At 67.6% G+C, this 13,968-nt stretch carries 12 protein-coding genes; 10 read left to right on the forward strand and 2 right to left on the reverse strand.

Annotated elements, in window-relative coordinates:
• Positions 1 to 15: 15 nt before the first annotated feature.
• The 6 genes from AB0C46_RS25275 to AB0C46_RS25300 all read left to right on the forward strand — a co-directional run bounded on the left by AB0C46_RS25275 (position 16) and on the right by AB0C46_RS25300 (position 6,034).
• Positions 16 to 327, forward strand: a complete 312-nt coding sequence (locus tag AB0C46_RS25275; protein WP_093642528.1) for a pore-forming ESAT-6 family protein — start codon at positions 16 to 18, stop codon at positions 325 to 327.
• A 126-nt stretch (positions 328 to 453) separates the two neighbouring features.
• The gene (locus AB0C46_RS25280; protein ID WP_362830482.1) at positions 454 to 906 is read left to right on the forward strand and encodes a DUF6507 family protein; all 453 of its coding nucleotides are present in this window, start codon (positions 454 to 456) and stop codon (positions 904 to 906) included.
• A gap of 230 nt (positions 907 to 1,136) precedes the next feature.
• Positions 1,137 to 3,791: a hypothetical protein gene (locus AB0C46_RS25285; protein ID WP_362830483.1), complete on the forward strand. Its 2,655-nt coding sequence runs from the start codon at positions 1,137 to 1,139 to the stop codon at positions 3,789 to 3,791.
• Positions 3,788 to 4,648: an immunity 49 family protein gene (locus AB0C46_RS25290; RefSeq protein WP_362830484.1), complete on the forward strand. Its 861-nt coding sequence runs from the start codon at positions 3,788 to 3,790 to the stop codon at positions 4,646 to 4,648. Before AB0C46_RS25285 ends, AB0C46_RS25290 begins: the two co-directional genes overlap by 4 nt.
• A 92-nt stretch (positions 4,649 to 4,740) precedes the next feature.
• Positions 4,741 to 4,968 carry an immunity 49 family protein gene (locus AB0C46_RS25295; protein ID WP_362830485.1) on the forward strand — a complete coding sequence of 76 codons (228 nt, stop codon included), beginning with the start codon at positions 4,741 to 4,743 and terminating at the stop codon, positions 4,966 to 4,968.
• Positions 4,969 to 5,182: 214 nt separating this feature from the next.
• Positions 5,183 to 6,034, forward strand: a complete 852-nt coding sequence (locus AB0C46_RS25300; protein ID WP_362830486.1) for an immunity 49 family protein — start codon at positions 5,183 to 5,185, stop codon at positions 6,032 to 6,034.
• Positions 6,035 to 6,456: 422 nt separating this feature from the next.
• Here AB0C46_RS25300 and AB0C46_RS25305 read toward each other — a convergent pair whose 3' ends face one another.
• On the reverse strand, positions 6,457 to 7,119 hold the full coding sequence (locus tag AB0C46_RS25305) for a DUF317 domain-containing protein (RefSeq protein ID WP_362830487.1): 663 nt from the start codon (positions 7,117 to 7,119) through the stop codon (positions 6,457 to 6,459).
• A gap of 268 nt (positions 7,120 to 7,387) precedes the next feature.
• On the opposite strand from AB0C46_RS25305, the gene AB0C46_RS25310 reads away from it, so the two are divergent.
• The 4 genes from AB0C46_RS25310 to AB0C46_RS25325 all read left to right on the forward strand — a co-directional run bounded on the left by AB0C46_RS25310 (position 7,388) and on the right by AB0C46_RS25325 (position 10,705).
• Positions 7,388 to 7,543, forward strand: a complete 156-nt coding sequence (locus tag AB0C46_RS25310) for a hypothetical protein (protein WP_362830488.1) — start codon at positions 7,388 to 7,390, stop codon at positions 7,541 to 7,543.
• 230 nt (positions 7,544 to 7,773) lie between these two features.
• Positions 7,774 to 8,613, forward strand: a complete 840-nt coding sequence (locus AB0C46_RS25315) for a hypothetical protein (protein WP_362830489.1) — start codon at positions 7,774 to 7,776, stop codon at positions 8,611 to 8,613.
• 14 nt (positions 8,614 to 8,627) lie between these two features.
• Positions 8,628 to 8,807 (forward strand): hypothetical protein, encoded by a 180-nt coding sequence (locus AB0C46_RS25320; protein ID WP_362830490.1) that lies wholly within the window; start codon positions 8,628 to 8,630, stop codon positions 8,805 to 8,807.
• A 638-nt stretch (positions 8,808 to 9,445) separates the two neighbouring features.
• Positions 9,446 to 10,705 carry a PIN domain-containing protein gene (locus AB0C46_RS25325; RefSeq protein WP_362830491.1) on the forward strand — a complete coding sequence of 420 codons (1,260 nt, stop codon included), beginning with the start codon at positions 9,446 to 9,448 and terminating at the stop codon, positions 10,703 to 10,705.
• A 322-nt stretch (positions 10,706 to 11,027) separates the two neighbouring features.
• Here AB0C46_RS25325 and AB0C46_RS25330 read toward each other — a convergent pair whose 3' ends face one another.
• Positions 11,028 to 13,559: a hypothetical protein gene (locus AB0C46_RS25330; protein ID WP_362830492.1), complete on the reverse strand. Its 2,532-nt coding sequence runs from the start codon at positions 13,557 to 13,559 to the stop codon at positions 11,028 to 11,030.
• Between the last annotated feature and the right edge of the window lie 409 nt (positions 13,560 to 13,968).

A 13,968-nucleotide genomic window follows, 5' to 3' on the forward strand; every position in this document is an offset into this window, starting at 1 on the left:
GGGGGAGTGATTGTGATGGCTGCTGGCATGGACCGTCGTTCGTACGACTCGGGTGCGTCCGCGGAGGCGCAAGGCAACATCCAGGCGGTGATTGCGCGACTGGAGCAGGTGATCGCGGCGCGTGATGCGCAGGTGAAGGCGGCGATGTCGGACTTCGCCGCGGATGGTGTCGCGGAGGAGTACCACGGCAAGGAGCTGCGCTGGAACCGCGCCTCGCAGGAGGTCAGGAGCATCATCCAGCTGCTGAAGACGACGCTGGAGAAGAACGACGGCACCGCGCACCAGACGCTCGCACGCGCGAAGGCCGCGGTCGACAACATCGGCTGAGCCTGCCTCAGCACATCGACAGATAAGGCAATCCTTCTGAGTGCGCGGACGGGTTGCCGGCCGTGAGGGACGGCGCCGCGCGGGTCGCGGCGGCGGTGCAAGAAGTGTGTACGCAGGGGGGCGTTCGTGGCGTCATGGGACATCCAGCCGCAGGGAGTGCAGGGCCAGTTGAAGGTCGTTGGCACGCATGCCGAAGATCTGGGGAAGGTCCTCAACACACTGCTCTCTGACATACAGGAAGCGGCACAGGCCGCGGGTACGGCCGTGCCGGGCACGAGCGCCATGACGCCGATGCGCGGGCCGATGACGCCATCAGGCAAGCCGTTGGGACCAGTGGCCCCCGAATTGTTGCCGCATAAGGCGACGGGGCCGGTCGCCGCGGCGCTGGTCGAGTACGTAACGAAGCGCAAGCCGCGCATGAAGGCAATGGCCGATCGCTGCCAAGCGGCCGTTCTGGGGGCTGCCAAAGCCACCAATGAGTACGTCCAGGGCGATCTGGAGGCGGCCAAGAACGCACAGAACGCCGCCCACGGGGTGCGGCTGGATGCTCTCAAGGACTTCGGGGGGAAGACGAAGTGAGCGGCGGACCGGTCGACCCGGCCGATGTACCGGTCTTCACCGGTGATCTGGACGTTCTGGAAGCCAAGACGAAGGCGCTGTCCCGCGGCGGCTCCAAGGTCCAAACCGCTGGCTCGGACGTCCACAAGTCCTTCGGCGGACTGGCTGCCTTCTACAAGGCGCCCGAGGCGGAGCAGCTGTTCGGCGTCACCAAACCGGTGGAGCGCACGGCTCACGACCTGAGTGACGACATGCATGTCATCGCCGGGGCTCTGAGCACCTACGCCCGTGAGATCAGGCCACTGATCCACCGGCTGAAGCAGCTCAAGCAGGAAGCCGCCGATTTTCGCGACAACGAGGCCGCCGAAGACGACTGGAGCGAAGACGGCGACCTGACCGACGAGAACCTCAACCGCCGCAACAAGATCGCCGAGGTCTGGGCCGCGTTCCAAGAAGCCGAACGCGACTGCCACGCCAAGATTGTCGCGCTGGTAGGCGGCAAGGCACTCCACACGATCGACGCCTCCCACAAGAAGGGATACGGCTACGACGCCGGGGCCCTCAAGGCATCCAAGAGCCTTCCCTGGGGCGATGCGGTCGAGGAATCCGTTCCCTGGTGGCAGGTGTGGGAACACGCCTACGACTTCGGCAAGGGCTTCATCGTCGACGGCGTGGGGGGCACCATCGACGGCCTGTACACCCTTTTCGGCGGGCACGGCGGGGACGCCGCCGGCCAGGCGTGGCTCGGTCTGGCCAAGCTCTCCACCGCAGTGGCGATCACCACCACGCCCGGTTTGAACGCCGCCTACTGGATGGCGCCGGGGAACATGCTCCCCTCCTGGCTGCGGGACTCGCGTACCGCAGTGCTGGATACAGGCAAGGCCCTTGTGGCCTGGGACCAGTGGGAATCGAACGGCTCCCGGGCCGCCGGCGCGGTCACCTTCAACATCGTGACCGCCGTCTTCACCCGCGGTGGCGGTGCCGCCGTGCAGGGCGCGGGCAAGGCTGGCGCGTTGGCCAAGGGCCTGTCCGTCGTCAGCAAGGTGGGCAGCGCCGTCGACCCGATGACCTACGTCATCAAGGGCGCAGGCGCGGGCCTGTCGAAGGTCGGCGACGTGATGGCCCACCTCAAGGGCCTCGGCCACGTCGAGATCCCGAAGATCTCCGAGGGCGCCTACAGCCTGCCCGAGGGCGCCGCCAAGATGCCGGACGGCACGATCCAGCTGCCCGACGGCGCCGCCATTCCGGAAGGGGCGACCAAACTCCCGGACGGCAGAATCAAGCTGCCCGAAGGCACGGTTGACCTCCCACCGAACACGGTGAAGGACCCGGCCACCGGCAAGTACATGAGCGGCAGAGGCGACCTCTACAACGAGGACGGCAGCCTCTTCCAGCGCGCCGAGGACGCCCCCAAGGAGGAGACCGCCCCACACGCCACGGGCGCGGACAACCCACGGATCCAAGCCCCGGCCCGCCAGGAACAGCGGGTCCCGGCCGGCGTCGGCGGACGCGGCGACGACATCACACGCGTCGGCTCGGAAATCTCCGACCCGGCCCGCGCCGGCGACAACGCAGGCCACGGCAGCACCAGACCAGGCGACAACACCCCCACGGGCCGCGCCGGCGACCACGGCGCCCCGGGAGGCACCGCGGGCAACCACACGCCCACCAACAACCTGGATAACAACCCCTCCGGTGGTGGCGGCGGTCGGGCCACGGACACCCCGCACACGGGCGGTGGCCACGACCTCCCTGGCGGCTCGACAGCCGACAACGGCCTCCCACGTGGTTCCACCGCCAATAACGGAGTCTCGGGCTCCGGTCACCCGGAGATGTCGGGCCTGGATGCCCTCGATGACGCTGCCCGCGCGCGTGAGAGCATCGGGGACAACACTGGCGGCGAGGCGACACGCGCTGGCGACGACTCGGCCACGCCTGCCGGGGACAACCCGGCCGACGGCACCCCGGCCCCGCACAAGCCCGTGCCGCGTCCCGAGTTCATGCTGGATGGCCCGAATCCCTACGGACCGCGCGGGCGGCTCACACTGGAGCAGATTGAGGAAATCCAGGTCTACCGTGCTAACGAAGAGCCCGGCTATCTGGAGAAGTACTACCAAAAGCACGGTCACCGCCTGCGCCTGTCACTGAAGGACGAGAGCGGGTACACCCCGCCCCAGCTCACCCAGCTGTCGGAGAACGGCCCGTGGATCCGTGCCAAGGACGCTCCTGAGGCCCCCGAACCCCACTTCCTTGACGACGACTACATCCCTGTGGGGCGTGACAACGTCACGAGTCCGGCTCGGCTCAAAGTGCTCGACGAGGCTGCGGAGACGCGCCACTTCGCCGTGGAGTGGGACAACCTTGTCGAGGATTGGAAGGATGAGGCCGGAAAGGCCCACGCAGCCCATGACACCATCGAATCGGTTGCGGAATGGGGAGAGGCCAAGGGTGCGTACAGGGAATCGCACACCGAAATGGGGGACGCCACTGAGGCATTCGGCGAGACGGCAGCTGAGCACCACTTCATCGCCGAGCGTTACGCGGACTTCGAAAAGCAGGATCTCCTCGGCCCGAAGAACGGCAATGACCAGTTCGACCAGGTGTGGAAGCATGAAGACGGACGCATTGTCGTCATCGAGGCCAAGAGCAGCCCTGGTACGGATCTCGGCACGCGCACCCTTCCCCCTCCCAGCAGAAGGTCTGTTTCCCAGGGAAGCAGGGAATACTTCTTCGACATACTCCGGGTCATGACGAAGCGAGGAGAATTCGATCTCGTGGCGGACCTGGAAAAGGCACTCGAGGACGGCAAGCTAGAATACGTGGTCGTCAAGGGTGAGAAAAACACCGGAAGTTATACTGGTCTCCAGTACCGGCGGTTCGACATAAGCAAGGGGACTCTTCCGTGACTGTGACCGTTGCCCGCCATGGCGTACCGGGACCCGACGCCGAGCGGTTCGCCGAGCGACTCAGCGAACAAGTGGCCGGTCGAGTCGACCGCCTGGAGAGGTCCGCGGACGCGATCGACTTCGCGTTCAGCACTGCTCTCATGGCGCTGCAAGCCCACTGTGTGGGTGACCCGGAAGCGGCGAAGCTGGAGACGTGGGAGGCCACGGTCAACGCGATGCAACTGGGCTCGGCGTTGTTCGCCGTGACCGGTGCGAGCGAGGGGACCGTTGAGTGCCGTATCAACGGGAAGATGCGGACTCTTCCGAGAATCGGACCGCAGTCGTTCGCCGATGCGGGGAACTGGCTGTCGGCGTTCTGGCTGGCGGTTGTCTGCCGTGAGCAGCAGCGGATGACGCAGTTGTGCGAGATCCCGCTGGAGCGGCTGCGTTCGCCGGAGGGCCAGTACGAAGAGTTCATGTATCACTGGGTGGATGTCCTGCAGACGTACTGGCTCCAGCGTCCGGGCCTTGTGGACAAGCTCATCGCTGCGATTGAGGGGTCGAACCCCGAAGTGGCGCGGAGCGTTCCGCGTGACCTGCTGCAGGGTGTGCTCTATCCGCCGATCAATCTCTTCTACCACTTCGTGCGCAAGCACGAGGAGGGCTTCAGTCCGGCCCTGGTAGAGGCGCTGGAGTTGCACAAGGCGTACTGGACCTTGAATGAGGAACGGGAAGCCGACATCGACGGCACCCTGGCTCTGGGGCCGTTGGCCATGGCGTGCCTGGCCTACGATGGGGGGCTCCCGGTCGAGGTCGAATCCGGTTACCTGCCCAAGTACCTGCTTGAACACGGCTGGCTGGGGGAGTTCCCCACGTGAGACGCCTGGCACTGGAAGGGGCATCGCGATGATCGCGCCCCGCGACCCCTTCCAGTGCATCTTGTATCTACCAATCCCTCTTCTACCAGTTCATGCGCAAGGATCACGAGGGCTTCAACCAAGCGCTCGCGGAGGCGCTCGAACTCCATAAGGCGTACTGGAGCCGGGAAGACCGCTCCGACGACATCGTCGGCTACCTCGCCCTGGGACCACTGGCCATGGCATGCCTCGCCTACGACGCCGGAATCCCGATCGAGGTCGAATCCGAGTACCTTCCCATCCGGCACCTGCATCGTTTCTGGCTGGGGTTCGACACCTGAACCGGGAAGAATCGAGGACCACTCCAAGACCGTCGCTGTGGCTCCGTTCGCGGATCAGTGACAACGAGGTGGCCGTGGTGGCATTCCCCGTTGACTGGACGACCTGGGGCGTATCAACCCGAGGCCAGCCTTGGGATCGATTGTGGCCGTTCTTGTCGGTCAGCAACGCTGGGGCAGTCATCGAGCGTTTCAAGATCTTCTAAGGAGAAACGCGTTGGTCGCGAACTTCCCCCGCCACCCCTTTCCCACGGGGAACGCGGAAGAGGGCCTCGCCGTGCTCCAAAACAACGCACAGGAGCTGATCGACGGACTGGAGGCACGCTCCACCAGGCTGGGCGATGCCCTGGGCGCCACGCTCACCCTGGCCAAGGCGCACTGTCTGATGGACCCGAGGGCCTCGATCTTCCCCACATGGGATGCCTGGGTGAACGCGATGCAGGTCGGCTCCGCCGTGTTCGCTGCCGCGACCACGACCGAGGCGCGAGTTCAGTGCCGCATTGCGCACAAGGATCGGATACTCCAGGCCACCGGCCCGCAGTGGTTTGTGCACCCGAACACCTGGCTCACCGCCTTCTACCTGGCCGTGGTGTGCCGGGAACGGGACAGGATCACGGCCCTGTGCCAGGTGCCGCTGTCCCTGCTGCGCGAGAATGGTTCGCGCTTCGACGAGTTCCAGTTCGCCTGGATCGACACCCTCCAGACCTACTGGCTCGGCGGCCCCGACCTCGGCCAGAAGCTGGTGGCCGCGGTGGACAGCACGGCCCCGGAAGCCGTCACCGACCCGGAGGCGGTGGGCAAGCTGATGTACTCGCCGATGGAGATGTTCCACCGGATTGTCCGCAAGGACCACGTCGGCTTGAACCGTGCGCTCGTCGCCGCCCTCCAGTGGCACAAGGATTACTGGAGCGTGGAGGACCGAGCCGCCACGATTCCGGGCCTCGTCGCGCTCGCGCCGCTCGCCATCGCCTGCTTCGCCCACGACGCAGGCATCCTCATCGAGGTTGAGTCCGAGTACCTGCCCGCCACCCTTCTGGGGCGCAACTGGTGCGGTGAGTTCCCCACGTAAGCAGGCAGACCATCAGCGGCGGCCACGACCTCCGGGGCGGATCCAGGTCGATAACCATCCCCGGCGCCGGCGGGCACGCGGACGAAGCGCTCCCGGCTCGGGCGCGCCGACGACAGCTCAACCTGCTGGGAGCGGTGCCGTACCTTGAGACGATCTTCCAAACGACAGCCACGCGATCACGTCCGGGCGCGTCAGGACCGTCCTCATTACCCCGGGGGACCAACCGATGACGAAGGCGCCACACAAATCGTCCTGGGCCTTGGGGACTTATCTCCCCTGGGAGAGGTCCCAACAGCTTGTCCCACACGTTCCGCCAGCCTACGTAGAGGCGCAAGGCCCTGCGAAAGGGCCTGACGGACGGTACGGTGCGGGGGTGGCTCCGCGGCATCCCCCGTCCGCGGAGCCACACTTGTGTCCGTCGGTCAGCGGAGTCGGCCAGCGGGGAGTCGCGGGCCAGTTGGCGCGGCGGCGGGAAGCGTCGTGGTGCGCTGGGGCGGCTGCCGACGCGCGCCGGGAGGCAGCGGGCATCGGGTGCCGGTGCCGTGGGCAAGTTCTGTGGCCAGGCTGGCGATCATTGAAGCTGGCGCGTGTGGCGAGGCGTGCAGTGCCCAGGTGGGCTGGTCAACACTTGGGCCTGCCCAGATGGTCCAGGTAGCGAGGGGGCTGCTCGGCTTCTGAGCAGCGAAGGCGTCGAATTGAACCCCCGCGTCCTCGGACAGGTTGGTCCAGCGCATCCAGCGCCCGTCGATGCGGTGCTTCCAGCCGGCTTCAACGAGTGGCCTGGTTGCGGCGGTGACGGACTTCTCGTCCAAGTCGCCGCCGACGGCTGTGTCCCATCTGTCACCGTCGGCGAGGTGGTCCAGCAGCTCCTGCAGCACGGGGGCAGGGGCTGCGCCAGTCGCGGTGAGATGCCACATGCGGTCCGAGACGGGCGTCTCGTACGCGGCGACGACCCAGGCGGTCTCATGGGCGGGGGCTTCGTGGATGCGCTCGATGTGCAGGGTCTGGGACTCGTGGATGTCGTGGGTGGTGTCGTCTGACCAGGTGCGTCCCCTGTCAAGTTCTGCGTGTTGAGCTGCGGACATGAACAGGTGACGGGCGAGTGAGCTGCCGGAGGCCGCTCACCCGCCCCTCGTTCCACCGAGCGCCAGTGCGGCTCGGTCGTCGGCCAGGCTCGGGAGTAGGGCACGGTCAGCGTCCGGGCCGCCACGGGGGCGGTGGTTGGCGGTGGCGTGGGTGCGGCCGTCGCGCAGGACTGTTGCACCGCTGGTGAGCGTGGTCGTGACCAGGTCGGTGGCGAGGGATCCGGGCCACGTTGAGGAGGCGTGCGGCGTCGGTCAGCCAGGCTCGGGCGTGGAGGTACGACTCGATCCCGTCGGCGGGGGTCCCGTCGCGGATCATCAGGGTGAAGGTGAGGATCCGACGCACGCCGTACCGGACCGCTGCGTCTGGGGCGTCGACGAGCTGCTGGACGCGGCGCAGGAGGCGGCGAACGCGGCGCCGGGGTAGGCGGGGGTGGGGCCGCGAGGGCGACGCGCAGAGGGGCCATGCCACGCCTTACACCTCGAACCCCTGTAGGCAGGACGGTACTTACCGGGCCGCACCCCGATGCAACCCCCGCCGGGCGACTGCGGTAATCCACCCGCCGGGCCGAGGCTGCCAACACACAGCTTGTTGACGCAGTCCTACGACGCCTGAAGGGCGGACTGCTGTAACTGGGGCTTGGTACGTTCTGGCGTATGACGCTGCGTTCGGTGGATCTGCGCAAAGAGCCTGTGGAAGCCGTACTGGATCGTGCGGAGCGAATGCTGGGGGTGCGCCTCGATCGCGAGACTGTGGTGCGTAAGCGGCGGTCTGTGGGGGCGCGTACGGACCGCGATACGTGGGTGCGCATCGAGCGGCGTGGGCTCGACCGGTTCGGGGTTCAGGGCGGGGATGGCACCGCGTCCGCGGAGGCCCTGCGAGGGATCACCAAGCCGGCCTGGCTCGCCGGTGTTGCATGGCGGGACGAGGCGGAGCCGGTGATGTGGCGGGGGGACGAGACGGCACTGCTGCCGGGTGCACCAGTGGGGAGCGCCGTGGTGGCACAGGACCCGCATCTGTCCGAGGAGTGGTGGGCTTCGCTGAATGCTTCGCTGGAGGCCCTCGCCACGCAGCACACGAACCGGATCGCGACACCGGATACCGAGACTCTCACGCAGGAATTGGTCACGGGAACGATCCACGGTGTCTTTCCCGGCGTCGATACGGCGGTGGCCGATTGGCGTCCGGCCCATGCGGATCTCAACTGGGCGAATGTGACGGCGCCGGTGTTCTGCGTGTTCGACTGGGAGGACTGGGGCATGGCCCCGCGCGGTCTGGATGCGGCAAATCTGTGGGGGGCCTCCCTTGCTGTCCCGGCTCTGGCCGACCGCGTCCGCAGAGAGCGGTGCAACGATCTGGCGAGCCGGGACGGCAAGCTGATGACGCTGTTCGTCTCCGCGAAGATCCTCGGCCCCTACTCTGATCCCGAGGACCCCCGCCTGGTCCCTGCGCGGAAGATGGCGGAGCAGTTGCTGCAGGAGCTTCAGGCAGGCTGACGGGCTTTGAGGAGTTGCCGGTACTCCCTCACCACGTTCTCGTCGACCTCGTACGACAGGGCTTCGGTCAGCTCGCGCAGGTGGTCGACGTTGTCCGTGCCGACCGCGACCGCGTCAACCCGGGGCAGGCCGTAGGAGGAGAGGAACGCGGACTGGGCCTTCGTGACCGGGAGATCCGTGCCGACGGCGCGTGACGGACGGTGCGGAGGTTGAAGCCATGCGGCGGCTGAGAGGGCAGCTGACTTGGGGCGGTGTGCTTTGCCGAGCCTCGGCTTCGAACCCGACGCCAGCTGAGCCGGTCGGCCACAGTACGGCCTTGTGTACCCGTTGCTGTAGCGCCCACCCGCCGTTGAGGGGGTGTTCACGTCCCCCGCGAACACACGTGGCCCCGGCCGGGTGACCGGTCGGGGCCACGCTGTTGAGTGCGTCGCGCCTCACTGGTCCGGCCCGCGGTCGTGGTGACGGAGCAGCGGCAGGTGGTGTGGTGGGGAGCGGAGCCGTGGTGAAAGGTGCCCTGTTCAGGTGCTTCCGCCTTCCAGTGAGGGAGGGCGGCCGGTGGTGCTCGGCAATGTGGTGCTCGGTGTGGCGTACGGCCCTGCCGATGTGGTCGACATCCTGCGGCAGGCGGGTATCGAAGGATCCGTGACCGTCACCGGGCGCGGATGTCCAACGTCCGGGCCAGGGCGTGGCCCGTCCTGCTCGCCGCCCCGGCCGCGCTGGTCGACACGGAGGGCTGAAGCCGACGCACGAGCGCCGACGTAAGTTCGGTGCGCCGAGAGGGCGATGCCTGAGACCCTGTGATCCGAGTCCGGATCAGGCAGAGGTTCAGATCGTGATCATTCTCGATGCGTGCATCATCAGAGCCCTCAATCTCAGGGACAGCAGCGCGGACTTGCTGCGGGCTCTGCGAGCGGTCGGCGAACGCGTCGCCATCCCTTGGATGGTGGCGGAGGAACTCCTCGCGCAGCGGGTCATCTTGCACCAGGAAGCCCACGCTGCGGCGGATGCAGCGCTGAAGGATTTCGCGCGCCACACCCCGTGGAACCCGAACACGCAAGTTGAGCACGCCGACGCCGACCGCGTCCGGAAGCACTGGCAGGCGGCTTACGAAACGGTCGTGGAGACCCTGACGCCGAGCCCAACCGCGATGCGCGACGCCCTGTACCGCGAGGCGAACATCCTTCCGCCCTGCAAGTCGCAGGGGAAGGGGAAGATGGGTACGCGAGATGCCCTGATCTGGCTTACGGCCGTCGAGTATGCGCGCGAGCACCCACAGGAGACGGTCTATTTCGTCAGCGGCAACACCAGGGACTTCGGGAAGGGCAGCACGTATGCGCCCCCGATGGACCAAGATGTCGCCGGCCTCGGCGACCGGTTCGTTCACCTCACGACGTTCGACGAGGTGATCAAGCGGTTCACAAAGCCCGGCGAGACGGACGAGGCTCTTGCCACCGAGATCCTCGGCTCGCCAACGGTGCGCCAGGAGATCGGTGTCGCGGCGGAGAATCTCCTCGGTAGCCAGGGCGAGGTCTTCCCGTGCACGACGCTTGGCCGTGTGGTCGGGCAGGAGACTGCTGTTATGCCGGGTCAGGGCTGGGTCTCGGCCAGAGCGTCGCTCCGCTCCGTGGACACGGTCCGGGCGTACCGGATCGGTGAGCGCGAGTGGTACACAGCCATCGTCCGGTGGCGTATCTCCGGGGTGGCCTACTTTGGCGAGGGCGAATTCAGTGCCGGTTCGGCAGGATCGTCCTGGACGACGTCTGTCCTGTTCACCCCGGACGCGGCCAATCCCCGTGTGACGATCCTCCGTCACGACTTGCCTCTCCCACTCTCGACCGAGGAGTTCACATCCCTCGGACTCACCCACGCAATCACCTCGCTTGCCCCGCTCGCCGACGTCCTCCGGAGGTTCGCCCTAGGGGTAGAGCAGCTTGCGCCGCGCGGGTTGTCTGGGGCCTACGAAGGCGCGCTGTTGAAGCAGGCTCGACAGCGGGGATTGTCTCGGGAAGGCGAGCTGTTGAAGCAGGCTCGACAGAGCGCTCTGGAGCGGCGACTCAAAGATGTACTGGCGGAGGAGGGAGACGGCGAGTAGGTATGGGCCGCGGGTCAGGGCCGTGCCCGCTCCTCCGGCCGCCGTCGATGCTGCGCCCATACCGCTGCGCCCCGGCTGACCCGGCCCGCGGCTTGATGCCGGCGGCGGCGGGCGACTCCACGGACGACATGCCGACGAGGTACAGCCCGGCGCGTTGCTCGTCATCGACGCCGCTCGTTCAGCGACTTGACGGGCCAACTGAAGCGCGCAGTGGCCAACTGTCGTGCTCAGTCACAGCGTCGGATGCGGCGAGTCCTGCTGACCGTCAGTTCAGCGCCCGGCCACTGGGAACAGAGGCCGGGCGCTGAACGGTGCGGAGTTCCTAGAGCTGCAGGATCAGCTGCTCCACCTGGGTGAGGGCGGACACGCTGTTCTGGCCGGCGTCACGCGCCTTCGCGAGCTTTTCCATCCACTCGATCCGTAGGTCGGCGGTCAGTGCCTCCTCGCCCAGCTCGACGCGCAGTCGGCGGGCCTCTTCGAAGTCGGCGAGCAGGGCCTCGGCAGCGGTGGCCGCGGTCCGGTAGCTGCCCTCGACCAGCTCGACACGGGCCGGCAGCTCGCTGCGCAGCCGTGCCAGCCGATCACGCGGGTCCTCCGGCACCTCGTCGCGTGCGGTGGTGCTGGCGTCGGCGGGAGCGCTGGTCCCGGCAGAGGACTGTCCTCCACCCGCATTTCCAGCAGCAGAGGTCCGTGCGGGGCGGCCCAGGTCCACGGGGAAGGTCTTGTCGAACCACGCCTTGTCGGCGACGTGGGAGGTGGGGTGGCCGTCGATGTCCGGGACGAGCACCATTCCCGGCACGATCGCAGTGCGCTCCGCGCTCTTCCAGTCCTGCTCCCCGTACAAGACCGGCTGGCCCCCGTCGGGGCTTTCGGGAGCCTCTGTCGCGTCAGGGTGCTCCAGCACCGCCCGCGCGAAGGCGAGGAGGAGCGCCCTGCTGACGTGCAGGGGTGGCTCGGTGTAGGCCAGCGTCAGGGACGCCAGGACGCTGGACGGGGTCCGGCGCGCGCCCTTGCGGTTCGCTCCCGCCTCGGATCCCTGGCCCGGCGTCATCAGCGGCTCAGGAGCGTGCATCAGGTTTGGCGCCATCCGGCGGACGAGCGCGGCCCACGCGGTGGCATCGCCGGCCTCGGCCCCGAGGAAGAGGTCCTTCAGCGACCTCGGGTCCTGCCTGGACCCCTCCTTGGTCTCTTGCAGCCCGAACAGGCCGTGGGCCGAGAGGATGTTGGCCCGGTGCAGGAACAGCTGGGCGACGGCCGCGGACCACAGCCTCGTGCGAGCCTCCGCGGCCTTGGTGCGGATAAGGCGCGGCGCCGGCTCCTGCAGGGCTCCCTGCACAATCGGCCAGAAGGGGCCGGTGTCACGGACCCTGCGCTTGCCCGGCGGCGAGGGCGGGACGAAGGGAGTCTCCGGGAAGACCAGCGCGGTGATGGCACGGATGGCGACATCCCGCAACGTGACGGGCGAGACCGCTTCCTCCGACGGCAGCAGCGCGGACAGCGGATCGAGGGGTCCGTTGGCGGTCAGGGCATCGCGCACGCCGTCCAGGTCGAGCAGGTCCGCCCCCCGCGCCGTGGGGAAGCTCTCGGCGAGCACAGCACCGAGCTGGCCCTCCTTGGCATAAGCGTCGACGAGCGTGGCGAACAGGGCGATCAGCCGGGCGTCTTCGTCGTAGGGCTGGATTCCGCGCAGGTGGTCGTTGACGTTCAGGGCCCGCAGGACATGCTCCAGTGCCTCCGGCTTGCTGCAGCCGATGACGATCTCCATTGGAACGGTGGCGATCTTGGCAGCGCGGTGTGCCGGGTGATCGGGTTCCGTCTCCTCCGCGGCACTGGCCTCGTTGAGGCGGGTCGATACGCGGTTGAGGACATCGCGCTGCGAGAGCAGTAGCAGGGTGGGGTCGGCCTTGTCCTTCGGCAGGGGCCACAGGGACTGGGGCATGCCGGTGACCAGGTGCTCCGGGCGGAGCCCGAAGACGTCGAGGCGCGCCAAAGACCGGTTGTTGGCGGTGACCGCGGCCATCCGCCACACCTTGGAGAAGGTGCCGTCGGTGGTCGTGATCTGCCACTGCTGGAGCACGCTCATACCGCGGGAGAGCTGCCCGGAGGCGACCAGGGACTCGGCGAGGTCGTAGCCGCGTTTTCTGCCCGCGCGGCGGAGGCACTGCTCGGCGTAGCGCTGGATGTGGACGGCCACCTCGTAAGACTGCGGCGGAAGCGTCAGGGCCGCCATGGACCGGCCCCCGTCGTCCTCCACCGTCTGTACGACGGGGCGGGGCCGCCGGTGTCCGAGAGCAGCCAGCAAGGCGTCGCGGTCACGCCTGGCGTCCTTCACCTGCCGGGCTGCCGCGGCGACCTTCTCCTCGGCCGCGGCGAGCGCCTGAGCCGGGTAGGACTCGCTGCCCGGGGCGCGACGGCAGGTTTCGCGTTGCTTCTCGGCGAGCCGCTGCTGCTTCTCGGCACTCTCCAGTGCCGCTTCGGCGGCAATGAGGGCAGAGACGCGCTCGGTTGCCTCCGGGCTGGGCGCTGTCCATGAGCTGACCGTGCGGTCGTTGAGGTCCCAGGGCACCACGGCAGCACCGTGGACATCGGCTATGAGCAGGAGCACCGTGTCGTTACCGGCCTGCACTGCCCGCCACGTGTTGGGCCGCAGGACTTTCTGGCCCCCCACGGTGGCCACGATCTTCTTGATCTCGGTGTCACCGAGAGTGGCGGCGAGGCCCTCGGTGATCGCCGTACGCGGGGGCGGGATCACGCCCTGCTGACTGCAAGTGTTCTCGACGGCTTCCGCCAGGCGACTCGCCCAGGTGTCGGTGCCGATGTAGGGGTACGCGCCATCAGGCCGTTTGTAGGCCACGGAACTGTTGCCTCTCTCCCGGAAAAACCGGGGAACAGCACGCTCCGCATTCGGGAGCGTGAACACGCGCCCGAAAGCCGAAGCCCCGCGCCAGCGGGACGCAAGGCCGCTCCCGGGAGTGCGGCACGCTCCGCTCCGTACGATCCGACTGCCGACGCCCGAGGACGGATCTGTCCCATCGGCACCGGTGTTGGTGCCTAGGCATCTCGCGACCTGCTCCTGATCCGCTGGAGGCGGCATGAGGCGGACGGCGGTGACGAACCACCGACGTGCAGGAGGAAATCTGGCATCGGCCGATGGGGCTGAGTGCCCGTATCCGTTTTTGCTCACCCTATCGAGTGATTGGCATATATATCCTCGCCATGGGGAATGGTGTCGATATAGGCCCTGCCTATGTTGCGTGGCTCTG

Source organism: Streptomyces sp. NPDC048637, from assembly GCF_040650675.1.
GTDB lineage: Bacteria > Actinomycetota > Actinomycetes > Streptomycetales > Streptomycetaceae > Streptomyces.